This window comes from Streptomyces sp. NBC_00669 (genome assembly GCF_036226785.1).
Taxonomy (GTDB): domain Bacteria; phylum Actinomycetota; class Actinomycetes; order Streptomycetales; family Streptomycetaceae; genus Actinacidiphila.
Genome location: NZ_CP109018.1, coordinates 5,794,994 through 5,811,819, shown reverse-complemented (window position 1 = coordinate 5,811,819; position 16,826 = coordinate 5,794,994). Strand labels below are relative to the sequence as shown.

Below are 16,826 nucleotides of genomic sequence, written 5' to 3'. Positions count from 1 at the left end.
CCACCACCGCACAGCGGGGGGTTGCCCGATGCCCGGCGACGTCGACGGTTCCGCGCGCATCCGGATCGAGCTGGACGACAGCGGCGTCACAGCCGAGGCCCGTGCGCTCGGCGACCGGATCGCTGCCGCGATCGACCGCAGCACCCGGAACATCGGCCGGGACATCCAGCGGCAAATCCGCCAGGCGTCCGCGGCCGTCACCGTCACCCCGGACACGGCACGGTTCGAGACCGCACTCCGGCGGCAGACCCGCGGCCTAACGATCCCGGTCAAGGTCGCCCCGGACACAGCGCGGTTCGAGACCGCACTCCGGGCGCAGACCCGGGGGTTGACCGTTTCGGTCAAGGTCGCCCCGGACACCGCTCGGTTCGAGGCCGCGCTGCGCCGACAGGTCCGCTCCGTGAGCGCGCTGTCGCTGCCGGTCGCTCCGGACCTGGCGGGCTTCGACCAGGCGCTCGTCCACGGCCTGGGCCACATCGGCTCGATCGACATCCCGGTCACGCCGGATGTGGCCGGGTTCGAGCGGGCGCTCACGGACGGCCTCCCGCAGGCGAGCGGGATCAAGGTGCCAGTCGCCCCGGATCTCGCGGGGTTCGACCGCGGCCTGGTTGATGGCCTGGCGCACATCGACGCGCTCCGGGTCCCGGTCGAGCCGGACCTGCGCGGCTTCGACCGGGCGTTGGTCCGTGGGCTGGCGCACATCGATTCAATCAACATCAAGGTCAGGCCGGACCTGCGCGGCTTCGACACCGCGCTCGTCCGCGAACTGGGGCACATCGACTCGATCAACATCAAGGTCAGGCCGGACCTGCGCGGGTTCGACACCGCGCTCGTCCGTGACCTGAGGAGCATCGACTACCTCAGCATCCCGGTGCGGCCGGACGTCACGCGGTTCATGGCGTTGCTGCGGGCGGCGCTGCGCGGTGAGTCGATCGCGATCCGGGTCACCCCTGATTTCGCACAGTTCGACGCGCAGGTTAGAGCCCATCACGCGCCGCCCGTAAACGTTTCCGTTAACGGGAACACCGCCGGATTGCAGCGGTCGCTGTCACAGGCGGACAGCAGCGGCGGCAGCCTGCTGAAGAAGCTCCGGACGGGGCTCGGGATCGGGTCCCTGGTCCAGGCGGCGGTCGAGGCGGCGCCGTCGGTCGCGTCGCTGGTCACGTCGCTCAAGCCGCTGCTGGGGATCGCGGCTGCGGGGCCGGCTGTGATCCTCGGGCTGGTCTCGTCGGTCGCCGCCCTCAAGATCGGGCTGTCCGGGGTCGGGGACGCGTTCTCGGCCGCGCTAGGTGGGGATGCCCAGAAGTTCCAGGAGTCCTTGAAGGGCCTGGCGCCTGCCGCGGCCAGCGTCGCGAAGGAGCTGGCGGCGCTCAAGCCGCAGTTGGACGGCCTGGAGGCGACGGTCCAGCAGGCTCTGTTCGCGCCGCTGGTCGGTCAGCTCACCGCGCTTGCGGCGGCGTTGGGCGGGCCCGTGACGAAGGGCCTCGCCGGGATCGCGGCGAACTTCGGTGTGGCGGCTGGCGGCGTCACGCGCTTCCTGGCGTCGGCCCAGGGCATCGCTGCCGTTACCCAGGTCCTCCAGGGAACTCAGGCAGCGACCTCCGGCCTGGCCAAGGCGATCGCGCCGGTCGTCGCCGGGTTCGTCCAGCTCGGTGGTGCGGTCGCTGCCGCGTTCGGTGCACAGACCGGCACGGCGATCGCCAAGCTTGGGGCGGAGTTCGGCGGCTTCATGTCCCGGATCGCCATGTCGGGGCAAGCCGTCACGTGGGTGTCCGGCGCTCTGGCCACGTTCCAACAGCTCGGCGTCGTCGTCGTCCAGTTCGGCAAGCTGTTCGGCTCGGTCTTCTCGGCGATCTCGGCCGGCGGCGGGACGACGGTTGGGTCCCTGGGAGTGGTGCTGACCTCGCTGAACAGCGCGATCGGGCCGCTGCTGCCGGTCCTGACGCAGCTCAGCGCGCTTTTCACGGAGCACCTGAGCGTCTCGATCGCTCTGGTGACTGCGGCGATCACGCCGTTGCTGTCGGTTCTGCCGCCGCTGCTGGCGCAGGTGACGGGCGCGATGTCGTCTCTTTCTGCGGGGCTGACGCCGGTCCTGTCGACGTTGGGAACTGCCGTCGCGGGCGCCGTCCGGGCGCTGCTCCCGGCCATCAGTCAGCTCCTGCCGATCCTGGTCGGTGCGCTGGTGCCCGCGTTCGCTCAACTCGTCACCGCCGCGGCGCCGTTCATCCAGCTGTTGGGTGTCACGCTGGCTCCGGTCCTGGTGCAGGTCGGGCGCCTGCTCGCAGTGACGCTGGGCGCCGGACTCAAGATCATCATCCCGTTGATCGCTCCGGTCGTCGAGTTCGCTGCCGACCTTGTCGACGCGCTGCTGCCCCTGGTCCCCGTTCTGACCACGGTGGTGGCCGCGCTCGGCGCCGGCCTCGGCAGCGCGATGACCGCCTTGGTACCGCTCCTCAACTCGGCGGGTGGTGCGTTCACCGACATCGTCGCCGCGCTGGCGCCGTTCGTGGGGCTGATCGTCGCGTCGTTGCTGCCGGCGCTGCCGCCGGTCGTGCAGGTCTTCAACGCGCTGGTGGCAGCGCTGGTGCCGCTGCTGCCGCCCGTCGCGGACCTGGTCGCCGCGATGGTGCCGCTGGTCTCGCTGATGGTGAAGGTCGCGGCGCCGATCCTCGCGATCGCGGCGGCGTTCACGGCGTGGCTGATCCTCAAGTCGGTCGTGCCGCTCCTTGAGGGCGCGGTCGCCGTGATCGACGCCGTGGTGATTGCGGTGACCGACGTGCTGCGGGTCATCGCGGCCGCGCCACAGGCCCTCGCCGCGTTCGGTGGCGCAGTCGGCCGGTTCTTCACCGCCGCGTGGGACGGCGCCGTGCAGGGGGTCACGTCGGCCGGGTCGGTGGTGGTCGCGTTTTTTACGTCCCTGCCGGGTCAAGTGGGCGGGGCTCTCTCCTCTTTCGGCAGCATCGTCGGGTCTGGGCTCGCTGCGGCCGGCTCCGCCGTCCTCGCCTTCTTCGTGGCGCTGCCGGGCGAGATCGTCGCCGCCCTCCAAGCGCTCCCCGGGCTGCTGTTGACGGCGTTCGAGGATGCGGTGGCCGGTGTCGCGATCGGTCTGCTCAGCGCGTTGGCCGGCTTGATCTACCTGTTCTTCATGCTGCCGACGCAGATCGCGACGGCGCTGGTGACGCTGGGTCCGATCGTGGCGGCTGCCTTCCTGACGGGCCTCACGGCTGCCACGACGACGGTAGCCGCTTGGGCGACGGCGACCGCGGCGTTCTTCACCGCGCTGCCGGGCCGCATCGGTTCTGCCCTCGTCACCCTGGGCGGCATCATCGCGGCGGCCTTCACTGTGGCGTTCACCGCGACGACCTCGGCGCTGAGTTCATGGGGTGCGTCGACCGTCGGGTTTTTTGCCGCGCTGCCTGGCCGCATCGGGTCGGCGCTCGTCACCCTGGGCGGCGTCGTCGGGCACGCGTTCACGTCGGCGGGCTCCACGGGCCTGTCGGCGGCGCACACCGCGGGAACCGCCCTGGTGACGTTCTTCGCTGGGTTGCCGGGCCGGATCGGGTCGGCGCTGTCGGGGCTCGGGGCGCGCATCGCTGGCGCGATCAACTCCGCGGCCAGCTCGGCGTATCGGGCGGCGTCCGCGATGGTCAGCGGGATTGTCCGGCTGTTCTCCGGGCTGGCTGGGAAGATCGTCTCCGGGCTGGGCGATATCGGCGGGGCCATCACCAGCAAGATCAAGTCTGGGCTTCCGTCGGCGGTGAAGAACGTCATCCCGGGCCTGGCCAACGGCGGCATCGTAGACGGACCGATCCTGGCACAGCTCGGCGAAGGCGGGAAACGCGAGGTCGTCATCCCGCTCACGAAGCCGCAGCGCGCCCTCCAGCTCGCGGCGGCGTCTGGGCTGTTGGACGTGCTCGGTCCGCAGCTCGCAGCGTACCTGCCCGACCGGCCGGCTGGGCTGCCCGCGCTGACCACTCCCGTGCCGCGCCTCGGCGCCGGCCCGGCCGCACCGCGGCCGAGGTCGAGCGACGGGGCGTCGATCACCAACCACTTCACGATCCACGAGGTGGGTGATGCGGAGACCACGGCGCGCCGGGTCATGCACCGCATCGCCCTGAGCGCGGGAGTCTGACCATGGCCTTGGAGTGGTACCTGACGCTGGGCGGCACGGAGATCGCCAACCACAGCCGTCTCAATACGTACTTGGACACCGTCGGGTCGCCGCTGGACAGCCAGACGGTGTGCGGCTGCGAGACGTTCGACGCCGAGCTGGTTGGTGACGAGCCGTACACAACGCCCGCCGACCCGGCCTCGCCAGCGCCGTGGTGGGACCCGGCGGTCCCGGAAAGCACCGAGTTCTGCGGGCTGATGGTCCTCAGCGTGGATGGCCTGGCCGACTACCCGGTGACCCGTCAGGTGACCGGCGCGGTGGCCGGAGGCGCCGCGCTCGGCCCGGGGCGCACCCAGGCGCGGACGATCACCGTGACCGGCGTGCTGCTGGGGGTGACGTGCTGCGGGGTGGACTACGGGCTGCGCTGGCTCGCCGCGGCCCTCGGTGGCACCACCGGAGCGGCGTGCGGCGGAGACTGCCTGGAGCTGTACAACTGCTGCCCCGCGACGTTCGAGGACCCCGACGAGTTCGCCGAGCAGCACAGGCGCACGGTGCGCCGCGTCGCACTCGTCTCCGGGCCGACGGTCACCGCGCGGGCCGGCACCGGGTGCACCGGCACCGGCGGGTGCAGCGCGGGCGCGGACATGCTGACGGTGGAGTTCGTGCTCAGCGCCGCGACGCCGTGGCAGTGGACCGACCCGGTCACCGTGCTGGAGACGGTGCCGGTGCCCACGGACGACGGCACCGAGTGCATCACGTGGTGCGTGCACGGCGGCCCCGACGCTCCCGTGTGCGTGGACCTCTCGGACTCCTGCCCGTCGGCTCTCTCCGTGCCGTTCGGGGACGGCGGGTGCGCAGGCGCGGCATGGCCGACGCTGGAGGACTCCGGGCCGTGCGGGGCAGGCTGTCGACTCGCCCCGTGTCCGGACCTGGACGACCTGTGCGCCGACCCGGCCTGCACGACGCCGGCGCCGCCCGTGCCGCCCCCGCCCGCGACGTGCTTCTGCTACGCCCTCGCGGTGAACAGCGAGGCCTACGACCTCGATCTCACCTCGTTTCCCGTCTGGTTCGGGCTGGCGCCGATCATCGAGGTGTACGCGGGGAGCAGCCCGCTTCGGCACCTGACGATCACGATTGTGGAGCGGCCTCCCGGCACGGACGACTCGATCTCCTGCCAGGACCTTGCCGAGGCCGGCCGGTGCCAGGCCGCTGCCGAGATCGAGGTCGGCTACGTGGCCGCCGGGGCGACGGTGACGGTGGACGGGCAGATCGGCCGGGCCCTGGTGGACTGCGCCGGGCAGTGCGAGGCCGCCTCGGACGTGTACGGGGCGGGCGGGGCACCGCTGAGCGTGCCGCTGCTGCGCGCGGGCCGGTACTGCGTGTTGCTGGAGGCCGATGCCATCGCCACCGCGGCGGCCGATGCCACGGTGACGATCGCCGTGTCCGGACAGGCGGGCTGAGGTGGCGGTCGGATGCGCCACACACTCGGCGCTGATCATCGACCGCGGCGGCGCGGTCATCACCCAGGCCGACGTCCTGACCAAGGTCGAGTGGAACCGCACCCTCGACGACATCTCCACGGCGACGATCACCGTGACCCCCGAAGGAGACTGCTGCCAGGCCCTCGCCCGCGTCCGCTCCTGGCGCCACACGCTCGCCATCTACCGCGACAACCAGCCCTGTTGGGAGGGACCGATCGTCACGCCGCAGTGGACGGCGGACGGCGTGACGATCACCGCCGTGGACGTCGTGGGCTGGCTCGCCCGCCGCGTCCCCCACCGGAGCATCGCCTTCAAGGCGCGCGATCTCGCCGAGATCGCCGACTGGCTGATCACGGACGGGTTCGCGCCGGACGACCCGGGCCACGAGGTGCAGATCGTCGCGCCGACCCGCATCCGCGGCGACCGCGCGTACACCCAGGACGTGGGCCTGGTCTCCGACCACCTGGCTGATCTGGCGGACACCGGCGTGGATTACACCGCTGTCGGGTCGCGGATTCTGCTGCTGCCCGAGGACTTCACCGGCCGCGTCGGCAGCTTGACGGACGCGGATTTTCCCAACGGCCTGACCGTGACCGAGGACGGCTCGTCGCTGGCCACCCGCGTGGTCGTGGCCGGCCAGCAGGGGCAGCAGGGGCAGCCCGACATCATGGGCACCGCAGGCGGCGTCGACGACTACTACGGGCTGCTGGAGACGTACGTCGACGAGCCGTCCGTCTTGGACGACGCCTCAGCGGCCGCAGCAGCGCTGTCGCACCTGCGGGCGTCGAATCCCGCGCCCGTCTTCATCACCAGCCAGGAGGCCACCCTCGCGCCGGATGCCGCGGTCGACGTCCCCAGCCTGGTGCCCGGCTGGTGCGTGGACGTCTCCACGACCAGGACGTGCCGGACCATAGCCCAATCCATGAAGATCCGCAGCGTGAAGGTCACCGAAGACAGCACCGGCGAGGCCGTGGCGGTCACGCTGGCACCGGCAGGAGCGTGAGGAGACGGCATGGGTGTACAGGGAAGCGCGGCACACCGCGGGGGCACTGATCCGCTCGGCGGTGTGCTGCGCGAACTCGGGCGCAGGTCCCGCCGCGAACGGATGTACAGGGCGCGGCCGGTCGAAGGGCAGCCGGGCCCCGAAGGCGCGCGCGGGCCGCGGGGCCCGCGCGGCGAGCCCGGCCCGCCCGGTTCGGCGCCGGACGCCTCGGTGGTGACGACCGGCGCCGACGGCCGCGCGTACCGCGATCTCCCGGTGCCGCTCGGCGGCCGGCCGGTGGTCTGCGCCGTTCCGGTCGCGTCCGGCGGTCAGCACCTGGTGGTCGTGGTTGAGGCGGCCGATGAGCACGGGGTGGCTGTGCGCGTCTGGGGCCCGGGCGGGCACCCGGCGGCCGGTGTCGACGTCCACCTGGTCGTGCACACCGCCGCGCCCGAGGCCGCCGGGTAGCCTGAGCGGTGCCGCTGGTTTCGGGCCGGGCGCAGACCCCCGTAGGGGAGGAGCGCCATGGCGTCCGCGTGTGTGTGCGGCGACTATTTCACTGTCGGTGACGACGGCGAGCTGTGTCTGATTCCGGGCACGATGGGGCTGCGTCAGATCGTCGTGTTCGACGAGCCCGGCGCCAGCCAGTTCGTGACGGCCGATTACCCGTGGCTGGCCCGTATCCGGGTCCACGCGCAGGGTGGTGGCGGCGGGTCCGGCGGCGCCGACGCCACACCGGATCAGTGCGTCGCCCGCCCGGGCGGCGCGGGCGGCGGCCAAGTCACCAGCCTCATTGAGGCGTCGGCGCTCGGCGCGGTGGAGACCGTCGTGGTCGGAGCAGGCGGGACCGCCGGATCGGGTAACCAGGCCGGCGGCGCCGGTGACACCTCGTCTTTCGGTGGTTTCGTGGTGGCGCCCGGCGGCACCGGCGGCACCATCACCATCGCCTCGGGTGCGATCGTCACCGTGGCCACCGGTCCCTCCGGCCCCGCAGGCGGCACCGGCCAGATCATCACGTCCGGCGGGAACGGTGAGGGGGCATTTCGGCTGTCGGGGACAGCCGGGATGTCCGGTCAGGGCGGAGACAGCCGGTTCGGGTACGGCGGGACCGGCCGCGCCGTCGAGGGCGCCGGCACGCACCCGCGCGGTCATGGCGCCGGAGCGGGCGGGGCGTTGTCGTACGGGGCGGCCTTCGACGGTGCCGCTGGCGGCGACGGCATCGTGGTCGTGGAGCTGTACGGATGACGCCCGGGGAGTCCGCCGAGGTGGAGCGTCGGTTCACGTACCACCCGCCGGTCGGCGACCAGCCCACCCGGTACGAGCGGCTGCGCGGCACCGCGCGGGAGTTCGCCGCGCTGCTGATGGAGCTGTGCCCCGCGTCGCCGGAGCGGCGCCGGGCGCTCGACCACGTCGACTACGCGGTCATGGCGGCCAACGCCTCGATCGCCCGCCACACCCCGACAGCTCTCGGCGGCGGGGACGGCACGGCCGGGGGTGGGCGGTGACGGGCGCGCAGCTCTACCCGGGCGCGTCGACGGCGCACTGGTACCAGAGCGCGTACCCCGGTGACTCGATGACGGTCAACGCGATCGTGTGGCACAGCACGGAGGGTGCGAGCCTGTCGACGTACAGCGGCGGGGCGGTGGCGCCGACCCTGACCGCCGTCCCCAACTGGACGACGGAGAAGCTCGTCTGGTCCCAGCACTTCGACTTCGACACCTCCGCCCGCGCCCTGGTCAACGCCCCCGGTGGCGTGCAGACGAACACCCTGAACGTGGCGCAGGTCGAGGTCGTCGGCACGTGCGACCCGGCCACGCACGCCTCGTGGACGAAGTCCGGCGGCCAGCACCTGTACATGCCGGAGTTGCCCGACTGGGCGATCCGCGACCTGGCTGCGTTCGCGCGGTGGGCGCACACCGAGCACGGCGTGCCGCTCACGTCCGGGCTGCGGTGGGCGAGCTACCCGGGCAGCTACGGCACCACCAACGGCGTCCGGATGAGCGGCGCGGCCTGGACGGCGTTCCGCGGGCACGCCGGCCACCAGCACGTCCCGGAGAACGACCACGGCGACCCGGGCTCGCTCCCCATGGCTGCGATCCTCGCGGCCGCCACCAACCCGCTGGAGGACACCGACATGACGCCCGAGCAGGCCCGGCAGTTGGCCGATCTGCACACCAACCTGATGTCCATCAACCGCACCAACGTGCCGGTCCCGGAGACCCACGCGGCCGGGTACTACCTCGCGGTGGCCGAAGGTCACGCCCACTCCGCGGACACGAAGGTCGACGGCCTGGTCGAGCAGGTCGGCCAGCTGACGGCGGCGGTCGCGGCGATCGCCGAGCACGTGGGGATCGCCGCGACCTGACCGCCCCGTCCTGCTGCTCATCTCCCCGAAGGGAAGGAACCCCATGAAGATCCTCGGCCGTGAGCCCGCCTTGTGGCTCTCCCTCGTCTCCGTCGGCGTCCAACTGGTCACCGCATTCGGGCTAGACCTGTCCACCGGCCAGCAGGCCACGATCAACGCGCTCGCGGCCGCTGTGGTCGGGCTGCTGACCGCGCTTGCCGTGCACGATGGTGTCGCCGCGGCGATCCTCGGCCTCGTCCAGGCCGCCGTCGCGTTGGCCGTAGGTTTCGGGCTTCGCTGGTCGCCCGACCAGCAGTCCGTCGTGCTGTCGTTCGCCGCGGCCGTGATCGCGATGTTCGTCCGGACCCAGGTCGCGCCGAAGGCCGGCCCGCGCGTACCGGCCCTGCCGCGCATTCCCCGCGAGCCGGCCGATGACGGAATCGCCGCGTCGTGACCCGCTGGCTGGCCGACCCGAGCACCGGCGTGCACGCCCTGGACCTGGTGGTCGTGTGGGCCGCGGCGATCGCCGCGGTGGCTGGGCTGCTCGGGCTGGCCTGGCGGGTGATCCGGCAGCTCCGCCGCCTCGCCACGTTGGTGGAGCGGTTCGTCGAGGACTGGAACGGCGTCCCGACTCGGCCGGGGGTGGAGGGGCATCCCGGGGTGATGGAGCGGCTGCACGCGATCGAGGCCGCCATGGCCGACGTGGTCCACGAGGTCCGACCGAACAACGGCTCGTCCATGCGGGATGCCGTCGACCGCGTCGACCGCCGCACCGCGAACCTCGCTGGCGACGACGACGTGTAGAGAACACACCTCGTGGTGCACGGGTCCGCCCCCTACGGGCGGCGTAGGGGGCGGACAGGGGTTCCGCGCTTTGAGAGGCACCGCCGCCCCGTCCGCCGGATAGCAGACGGGCCGTTGCTGGGGCTGTCAGGTGGAGCGCGGCTCGGCCTTCTTGTCCGGGAGGGCTGCGCGGAACTCGGCGAGAAACTGCTCAGCGGTCGCGCGCTCGGCCGGATCGGTGGTGGTGGCAAGCACGCGCTCCCACTTCTCGTACGAGGCTTTCGGGTCGGGATCGTTGGCGATGCCGGCGGCGATGATGGCTTGCGTCTCCCGCTGGCGTTGTTCGCGGATGATGCCGTAGACGCGGGAGGGGGTGAGGCCCATCTCCGTGGCGATCTCGGGCGGCTCCATCCCATCGCCGACGTGCTTCATGACGATAGCGGGGGTGGCTGCTGCCACGGCCTCAGCGGCGGCACGGAGGATGCGCACGTCCTGGAGGCTGAACTCGTCGGCGATCATCTGGGCAAGTTGCCGATCGCGTTCGGAGGGATCCTTGCGGTTGGCGCGGCTCTGATGTTTGGCCAGCCATCGGAGGTAGTTGCGGCTGAGGGGATCGTCTTCGAAGTCGTCGGTGGCGGTCTCGGTGGCGCGGTCCAGCTCGTACTGTTCGATGGCGGTGAGGATCTGCTCGCGGAGGCGGTCTGCGGGGGTGGGCTCGCTGGTCGACATGGCCCCAATGTAGCGACAACACAAGTCACTACACAAGCCATTTGTGTAGTGAGTTCAGGTCATCTTCGCTCTACGCCGACATGGCCCGACTGGTGGTTGCGTCACCAGCCGGGCCGTTCGGTCAGTGGCCGAGGTGGTACACGCAGCCGGGGAGAGGGCCGGCGGTGGCGTAGCGGGCGCCGACGATGGCGTTCGGACAGGGCGTGCCCGGCGAGTCGCTGAGCACGCACGTGGTTGCGACGATGGCCCCGCTGTACTGAGCGGCGTAGCGGTCCGCGCTCTCACGGTCGTTGAAGTACGTCGTGTGGCGGCCGATCAGCACGGTGAAGGGAAAGGCGCGCTCGTCCTCGTCGCCCTCGGCCGTGGGACGGCAAAGCTGGGCCGCGTAGACGGTGCGTCCGTCCGTGGTGGTGATCTGACGGAAGGGCCGGGCCGGGTCCGGCCAGTTGTACGCGGGCGAGTTGGTGCGGTCGTGCCGCTCGGCCTCGGTCCGCTGGATGTCCGCGTACACGAGCGCCTGGGCCAGGGAGTACCGGCCGGCGTCGGCGGCCTCGCCGTTGTGGCCCTCGCACGCGGGCGCGGCGGGCGATGGGGCCGGCCAGTTCGTCTCCCAGTCCGTGGCCAGGGACCCCGCAGCCCGGAAGTCGGCCGCGTTCGCAAGCGCCTCTTCCAGGGTCAGACGACCGGCGTCGGCGTGCTCCACGATCGTCAGTTCGTCGGCGAACGGCCGGCAGGTCTCGCCCCACGGGATCGACGGGGTGCCGTCCCAGCGCACGGAGACGAACTCGCGGTCGTAGTTCTCGTGCTCCGTGTTGGTGACGGTCCCGCGGTTGCCCTCCTGCACGGTGCCGGTCTGGCCGGCGTACCTGCCGACCGTGGTGGTGACGCGGGCGCCGGCCTTGAGGTCGTCTGCGTTCATGCCGATTCTCCCTGGTTGTGGTTGGTGGGCTGGTGCCTTGCGGAGGATTTGAAGCGCCCCCCGCGCCGCTGGGGGCACCGCAGCGGTGGGGTGGGGGTTGTCTCAGCAGTACGCCGCTCCGTGGTTCGCCCCGTTGCACGAGCAGTCGCAGGTTGCGCGCTTGGCGTTGGCGCACCGGCCGTCGCACTTTTTGTCGGGGTTGTAGGTGGCGTTCAGCGGTGCGACTCGCATGGGACCGTGGGAGTCGCACCACAGTCCACGGCGTTCCATGAGGGCATCGCTGGCAGCCGTTCGGAAGTAGGCGGCGTTGTACAGGCTGATCAGCATCCTGTCCGGGGTGCGTGCCACCGGCGTGCCGTCGTCGAGGGTGACCGCGAGGAACGGCTTGCGGACGGTGCAGCCCTTGCGCTCGCAGTAGCCGAAGAATCGCGCTGACATTTCCGTTCCCCCTGCTCGCCGTTCGTTTCTGTAATACGAGAATGCACTCTTCCTCGGCGGCTTGTCAACTCTGCGCGGCAGATGGGATGCTGTTCCTGTAATACAGACCTGAGGAGGCGCACCCCATGGCCCGCCCCAAGACCGGCCAGACCCCACCCATCTCGTTCAGACCACCAGCACCCGTGCGCGACGACTTCGACGCCCGCACACAAGTCGCCAAACGCGACCGGTCCGACGCCCTGATCGAAGCCATGCACGACTGGATCAAGAAGCAAGATCGCGCCGGCCGCGTCTACATCACGACCGACGCCAGCGACCGCTACCACGCCACCGCGGCCTGCCCCCGCTTCCAGGCCGGCCGGCACACCGGCGACGAGCGACACCCGATCCTCGGGCTCACCACGGAGACGGCCGCGGCCGCGCGGCAGACCCCATGCCCGGAGTGCGTGAAGACCGAGAAGAGTTGAGCGTGGCCGATACGTCGCCCCTGCCGCCCGAGCTGCTCCTTGCGGCGATCGGCGCCCAGTCGGCCCCCGCAAGCGCGGCCGAGTACGAGGCTGAGCACCCGCCGCCCGCCGAGACGCCACCGCCGCTGTACGTCACCTACGAGGAGTACCGGGCCGCCATCTCACTGCGGGACGTCCGGGCCTGGTGCGGCCTGAAGGCGAAACGCGCCAACCGAGGCCGGCTTCTGTCCGGCCGGCCAGTCGAACGCATCAGCACGGAGGACGTGTACTCGATCCTGGTGGCCGCCAGAGGCAGGTGCTCTCACTGCGGGTCGCTGGCGGTCGAGGGTGCCCCGGTCCATCCGGTGACGCGGAAGCCCGCGCCGTGGGGGCATGTCGGCCGCCGTATCGGGAGCCTGGATCACATCGTGCCGCGCATCGAGGGCGGCCCCAACGCGATGTCGAATCTGCGCTGGTCGTGCCACTGGTGCAACACGTGGCCGGGAGAACGGACTCCGGGCGCCGAGGACCACGGAGGCATACAGCCCTGATCCTGCGCATTTATGCGTATGGCCGCCGCCCCCGTCCGGGTGCACGCTGGCCTGACCCTCAAAGGGCGCCTGCCCCGCCGAACCCCCGTCGGCGGGGCCGCGTCATGTGGCGTTCTGCACCGGGTCCGTCGTGGCCGGGTGCAGTGGCCGCATCGTGACCGGGTCCCAGGCGTAGGTGCGGTGGCACGAGCTGGTGCTGCTGACAGACGGCAGGATGAGGACGACCGCATAGGCGGTGCCGGCGCGGCGGTCCTGGCGCTGCACGACGGTGGCCGGCCGCCATGCACCCTCGACGTCCACCTCCAGCACGGGGCCACCAACCACCCAGGTCCGGGTGCGCATCGGACCGTCCTCCGGGCGCCACGCGGGGACCTCGCGGGCCTCGGGCTGGTCAGTCGTCACGCCCCGCCAGCCGCTTCCCGCAGCCGCTTCTGCGCCCCGACGGTCGCCCACTCGGGGTGCGCCTCCCGGTAGGCCAGTAGCTCGGCCGCGAGGCGCGCCTCCGCCTTCGTGGCCGCGACGACGTCCCCGCCGTCCTGGGCGGCGCGGCGAGTCTCAGCCATGGCAGCCGCGTGCTTCCGCTGGAGGTCGAGCAGGTCGTCAGGGATCGCGTCGTCAGCCATGGCCACCACGCTACGACCGGGGTGTGACAACCGTGCACCGTCCATGGTCTGCCCGTCCAACGGGCCACCCAGGTACCTGACGATGCGGGGCTCAGGCATCGGCGCCGTCGAGGTCGGTGCGGCGGCCGCGGCCGGGCGCGTTGGCGGCTGCCTCTCGTACCTCGTCGGCGTCGTAGCGGGCCTCGACCCGGCCGGACGGACCGGGTTCGTGTCGGGCGGCCTTAACGCCCCACCGGGATAGCGTGGAGCGGGCGCCGGCGGCGGTGTCGATCCCGAGGTGGTCGGCGACGTCGGCGGCCGACCACAGTTCCGGCTCCTCGTCGTCCGCGACGAGGCCCATCTGTGCGGCGACGGCCTCGCGCACGACCTGGGCGGCGTCGTCGGTGATGGTGATCCAGTAGTAGATGTCGAGGTCGCCCGGGTTGTGCTCCAGGAGTTGGGGCTTGTCGGGGGTGCGGGAGATCTCGGCGTCGTCCAGGTCGGCGAGGTAGGCCCAGATCGCGTCGTGGGCCTCTCCCCGCGCATGCGGGGATGTCCCAGTGGACCCTTCGTCGCGCACCAAGGAACGCTCCCCGCACCTGCGGGGTTGATCCACAGCTGGCAAGCATCTGCGGGGTATGGGGTCGCGAAACGTTCGGTCAGGCGGCTGTGTCCCAGTCGCCCAGTGCGCCTGCCCACAGGGTGAGTAGCCGCACGTATTCCTCGGTGCGTTCCGCGCTGGCCGGCCGGTCCATGAGCTGTCGGATCGCGGTGTTGATCGCGTCCACCGGCGGCTGCTCGGTGTCCGCGGCGGTCGAGGGCGGGGGCACCGACACAGGCTACGCGATTGTGGATATACAGCTGATATACGGCGGGAGGCTGGGCGGCGGCGCGGGCCTGTGCAAGGGTGGTCGCGACAGCGCGCGGAGGTGCAGTGAGTGAGTGGACGGTCTACGGGACCCGCACGATCTACACCAGCCCCTGGGTGAGCCTGGACTTGGTCGACGTCGAGCCGCCCGGGCATGAGCGGTACGAGCATCATCTCGTGCGGTGGGCGCCGGTGGCCGCGACGGTGCTGCTCAACGACTCCGCCGAGGTGCTGTTGATGTGGCGTCACCGCTTCACGACGGGCACGTGGAGCTGGGAGATCCCGTCCGGCATCGTGGAGGCTGGTGAGGAGTTGCCGGATGCTGCGGCCCGGGAGGTGCTGGAGGAGACCGGCTATCGGGTCGATCCCGGCCAGCTGGAGCCGTTGGCGTACAACGAGCCCGTTGGCGGCATGTCCGACGCGAAGCACCACGTGTTCCTTGCACGGGACGGTGTGCGGGTCGGGGACCCGGTGGATACGCACGAGGCTGATCGGATCGAGTGGCATCGGCTCGACGCCGTCTTGGGGATGATCGACCGTCGGGAGATCGTCGCGGGGGTCGCTGTGACGGGGCTGTTGCGTCTGCTGGCGGGGCGTTAGCCGGCGGCGATCGCGGTCCGGCCGCTGTCCCGGATGAGTTCGCGGAGGTCGCAGGCGGGAGCGGACATCGTGGCGCGGGCGGGCACGGCGTTGAGGACGTCTCGGGCGCGGGCGACGACGATGCCGGTCAGGTGCTCGGGGGGCAGGCCGAGGAGGCGCTGCTCGGTCTCGCGGCAGGCTACGGAGATCTCCCCGACTCGGAGCAGGCCCAGCGCGGTGTCCATCGCGATGAGCGCCCGGTCGAGGTACTCGTCTGGTGCGTACAGCGTCAGGGCCCGGTCGAGTGCTGCCTGTGCGCGGCGGGTGTCCCCGAGCGTGATCCACATGCTGCCCTCGTGCCAGGCGAGTTGGCGTTCGGTGTAGCCGTAGGCGGTGTCTGCGGTCTCGCTGTCGCCGAGGCGGTCGAAGGCCGCCTTCGCGAGGCGGAGGGCGTCCTGTGCTTCGCGGGTACGTCCCATCCTGGCGAGCCCGCGTGCTTCCAGCGCCGGCGCCCAGGCCGCGGTCGAGCACACCGAGGACCCGGCCAGGAGACGAGCTCGCTCGGCGAGGGAAACGGAGGCAGCCGGCGCCCCGAAATAGAAGGGTACGACCGCCTCTCTCGCCACCAGCCAGGCGCGTAGAGCGCGGTCCCCAGTTTCGTCGGCCGCCAACTGCGCCACGTGGTACCAGGCACGGGCCTCTCGGTGTTCTCCGAGCGCGACCAGAGCGATGCCGGCGGTCGCGGCGAGTTGGGCGGTAATGCGGCACAGGCGTGCCCGGGTGTCGGCGGCCTGGCGGCGCTGGAGGAGGGTTTGGATCTCGACGAAGTCGCGGACGCTGGAGGCAAGCAGCTCGCTTGGCGGCCGGATCTGGTACTCGTGGCCGTATTCCTCCGCGCCCCGCTCCCACTGCTCGATGCTCAGCTCGGAGAGGGAGGACTCCAGCACGGATGTCATGCCGGAACGGATCTGCCGCAGGGCAGTGAGTAGCTGAGGAGCGAGTGGGCCCGAGCCGACCGGTCCGAGGGTTGCGGTCGCATCCGCCGACGCGCCCTCGATCCGCGGTAACGGGGCGGGCGTGGTTCTGCTGTCGTCCTCTGCCGGGGTGTAGTCGCGGCCATAGCCGAGCCGGTCGGGGCGTGTCTCGTACAGGCGGCACAGCACATCCAGGTTGCCCTCGCTCGGCCTGCCGCGGGCGGTCTCCCACGTCGAGATCTGTTGCACCGTCACACGAACGCCCAGCTCGGCGAGGCGGAGGCGCACGTCGTCGAGTGTCCAGCCCCGAGCGAGCCGGTGTGCCTGGAGGAGTGTGCACTCGCATTCGGCGGCGACGGCCGATGCCAGCACCCACGGATGCCATCCCTCGACCTTGGCGCGCGCGGCCAGCGTCTGTGCCGCGGCTTTGCGGTGATCCGTACGTGGCACGGCTGGCCTCCTGTCTCCCGCTGTCACCCACGGTAGGGGGCCGCGCCGTCTCTGCGGCCGGTTTTCATAGAGCCGCTGTGACCCAGCGCGGCGTTATCACCGCGCCTCGACGAAACCCGGTGGTTTTCATGGAATTGCCGGAGTGAGCCCGGCGCGCGACGGGAGCAGGCTTGGGGCACGCCGATTCCAGGGGGTCTCATGACGACCGTAGGAAGCGGCCCACTCCTACGGGCCGTTCACCACGACGCGCGCCGCGGATGCCGGGCCGCCGCGGAGCGGTGGCTGCTGAACGCCGCGACCAATCCCGCGCACGCGCGGACTGAATGGGCTGTCCACGGCGTCGCGCTGTTGCGGTGCGGCAGGGTGTTCACCGCAGTCCGTATCCCTGCCAGGTACGTTCACGCTGCTGCTGGCACGGACTCGCCGGCCGAGGTGGCCGAGTTCCTCGTTCGCGCCCTCGGCGGCGGCGTGTTCGTCGACCCGCGGCACTCGCTGTACTACGCGGTCACCACGGCTAGCACGGCGAGGTACTGGAGGTGCCCCGGCGTCGAGTGCTTCGGACCGGAAAC

The 16,826-nt window shown here is 71.5% G+C and carries 20 protein-coding genes; 12 read left to right on the top strand and 8 right to left on the bottom strand.

Going from position 1 to position 16,826, the window contains the following annotated elements; translation table 11 throughout:
* Positions 1 to 28 precede the first annotated feature (28 nt).
* The 9 genes from OG896_RS24425 to OG896_RS24385 are packed head-to-tail and all read left to right on the top strand — an operon-like array spanning position 29 to position 9,722.
* Entirely contained in the window at positions 29 to 4,132 is a 4,104-nt protein-coding gene (locus tag OG896_RS24425; protein ID WP_329368692.1) for a hypothetical protein, read from the top strand.
* 2 nt (positions 4,133 to 4,134) lie between these two features.
* The gene (locus OG896_RS24420; RefSeq protein WP_329368690.1) at positions 4,135 to 5,571 is read left to right on the top strand and encodes a hypothetical protein; all 1,437 of its coding nucleotides are present in this window, start codon (positions 4,135 to 4,137) and stop codon (positions 5,569 to 5,571) included.
* Position 5,572: 1 nt separating this feature from the next.
* Positions 5,573 to 6,595 carry a hypothetical protein gene (locus OG896_RS24415; RefSeq protein ID WP_329368688.1) on the top strand — a complete coding sequence of 341 codons (1,023 nt, stop codon included), beginning with the start codon at positions 5,573 to 5,575 and terminating at the stop codon, positions 6,593 to 6,595.
* A gap of 9 nt (positions 6,596 to 6,604) precedes the next feature.
* Positions 6,605 to 7,042 (top strand): hypothetical protein, encoded by a 438-nt coding sequence (locus OG896_RS24410; protein ID WP_329368686.1) that lies wholly within the window; start codon positions 6,605 to 6,607, stop codon positions 7,040 to 7,042.
* 57 nt (positions 7,043 to 7,099) lie between these two features.
* Positions 7,100 to 7,819 (top strand): glycine-rich domain-containing protein, encoded by a 720-nt coding sequence (locus tag OG896_RS24405; RefSeq protein WP_329368684.1) that lies wholly within the window; start codon positions 7,100 to 7,102, stop codon positions 7,817 to 7,819.
* A complete protein-coding gene (locus OG896_RS24400) occupies positions 7,816 to 8,079 on the top strand; it encodes an Acb2/Tad1 domain-containing protein (protein WP_329368682.1) in 264 nt (87 codons plus the stop codon). The genes OG896_RS24405 and OG896_RS24400 overlap by 4 nt, the downstream gene beginning before the upstream one ends.
* Entirely contained in the window at positions 8,076 to 8,939 is an 864-nt protein-coding gene (locus OG896_RS24395) for a hypothetical protein (protein ID WP_329368680.1), read from the top strand. The genes OG896_RS24400 and OG896_RS24395 overlap by 4 nt, the downstream gene beginning before the upstream one ends.
* Before the next feature lie 43 nt (positions 8,940 to 8,982).
* Positions 8,983 to 9,372, top strand: a complete 390-nt coding sequence (locus OG896_RS24390) for a hypothetical protein (protein WP_329368679.1) — start codon at positions 8,983 to 8,985, stop codon at positions 9,370 to 9,372.
* The gene (locus OG896_RS24385; protein WP_329368677.1) at positions 9,369 to 9,722 is read left to right on the top strand and encodes a hypothetical protein; all 354 of its coding nucleotides are present in this window, start codon (positions 9,369 to 9,371) and stop codon (positions 9,720 to 9,722) included. Before OG896_RS24390 ends, OG896_RS24385 begins: the two co-directional genes overlap by 4 nt.
* A gap of 126 nt (positions 9,723 to 9,848) precedes the next feature.
* On the opposite strand, the gene OG896_RS24380 is transcribed toward OG896_RS24385, so the two are convergent.
* From OG896_RS24380 to OG896_RS24370, 3 genes are all read right to left on the bottom strand, one after another.
* Complete coding sequence (locus OG896_RS24380) at positions 9,849 to 10,430, bottom strand: hypothetical protein (RefSeq protein ID WP_329368676.1); 582 nt, start codon at positions 10,428 to 10,430, stop codon at positions 9,849 to 9,851.
* Between the two features lie 121 nt (positions 10,431 to 10,551).
* The gene (locus OG896_RS24375) at positions 10,552 to 11,349 is read right to left on the bottom strand and encodes a hypothetical protein (RefSeq protein WP_329368674.1); all 798 of its coding nucleotides are present in this window, start codon (positions 11,347 to 11,349) and stop codon (positions 10,552 to 10,554) included.
* A gap of 102 nt (positions 11,350 to 11,451) precedes the next feature.
* Positions 11,452 to 11,787 carry a hypothetical protein gene (locus OG896_RS24370; RefSeq protein WP_329368672.1) on the bottom strand — a complete coding sequence of 112 codons (336 nt, stop codon included), beginning with the start codon at positions 11,785 to 11,787 and terminating at the stop codon, positions 11,452 to 11,454.
* 125 nt (positions 11,788 to 11,912) lie between these two features.
* On the opposite strand from OG896_RS24370, the gene OG896_RS24365 reads away from it, so the two are divergent.
* Both OG896_RS24365 and OG896_RS24360 read left to right on the top strand, forming a co-directional pair.
* The gene (locus tag OG896_RS24365) at positions 11,913 to 12,254 is read left to right on the top strand and encodes a hypothetical protein (RefSeq protein ID WP_329368670.1); all 342 of its coding nucleotides are present in this window, start codon (positions 11,913 to 11,915) and stop codon (positions 12,252 to 12,254) included.
* Positions 12,255 to 12,256: 2 nt separating this feature from the next.
* A complete protein-coding gene (locus tag OG896_RS24360; RefSeq protein WP_329368668.1) occupies positions 12,257 to 12,784 on the top strand; it encodes an HNH endonuclease in 528 nt (175 codons plus the stop codon).
* 102 nt (positions 12,785 to 12,886) lie between these two features.
* Here the strand turns inward: OG896_RS24360 and OG896_RS24355 are convergent, their stop codons facing one another.
* The 4 genes from OG896_RS24355 to OG896_RS24340 form a co-directional block, all read right to left on the bottom strand.
* Positions 12,887 to 13,126 carry a hypothetical protein gene (locus OG896_RS24355; protein WP_329368665.1) on the bottom strand — a complete coding sequence of 80 codons (240 nt, stop codon included), beginning with the start codon at positions 13,124 to 13,126 and terminating at the stop codon, positions 12,887 to 12,889.
* A gap of 56 nt (positions 13,127 to 13,182) precedes the next feature.
* Positions 13,183 to 13,407: a hypothetical protein gene (locus tag OG896_RS24350; RefSeq protein WP_329368663.1), complete on the bottom strand. Its 225-nt coding sequence runs from the start codon at positions 13,405 to 13,407 to the stop codon at positions 13,183 to 13,185.
* 91 nt (positions 13,408 to 13,498) lie between these two features.
* Positions 13,499 to 13,966: a hypothetical protein gene (locus OG896_RS24345; protein WP_329368661.1), complete on the bottom strand. Its 468-nt coding sequence runs from the start codon at positions 13,964 to 13,966 to the stop codon at positions 13,499 to 13,501.
* Positions 13,967 to 14,045: 79 nt separating this feature from the next.
* Positions 14,046 to 14,216 (bottom strand): hypothetical protein, encoded by a 171-nt coding sequence (locus OG896_RS24340; RefSeq protein WP_329368659.1) that lies wholly within the window; start codon positions 14,214 to 14,216, stop codon positions 14,046 to 14,048.
* 104 nt (positions 14,217 to 14,320) lie between these two features.
* Here OG896_RS24340 and OG896_RS24335 point away from each other — a divergent pair, with 104 nt between their 5' ends.
* Positions 14,321 to 14,854, top strand: coding sequence for an NUDIX hydrolase (locus OG896_RS24335; RefSeq protein WP_329368657.1), 534 nt, complete (start codon positions 14,321 to 14,323; stop codon positions 14,852 to 14,854).
* On the opposite strand, the gene OG896_RS24330 is transcribed toward OG896_RS24335, so the two are convergent.
* A complete protein-coding gene (locus OG896_RS24330; RefSeq protein WP_329368655.1) occupies positions 14,851 to 16,257 on the bottom strand; it encodes a helix-turn-helix domain-containing protein in 1,407 nt (468 codons plus the stop codon). The genes OG896_RS24335 and OG896_RS24330 overlap by 4 nt on opposite strands.
* Positions 16,258 to 16,826 lie beyond the last annotated feature (569 nt).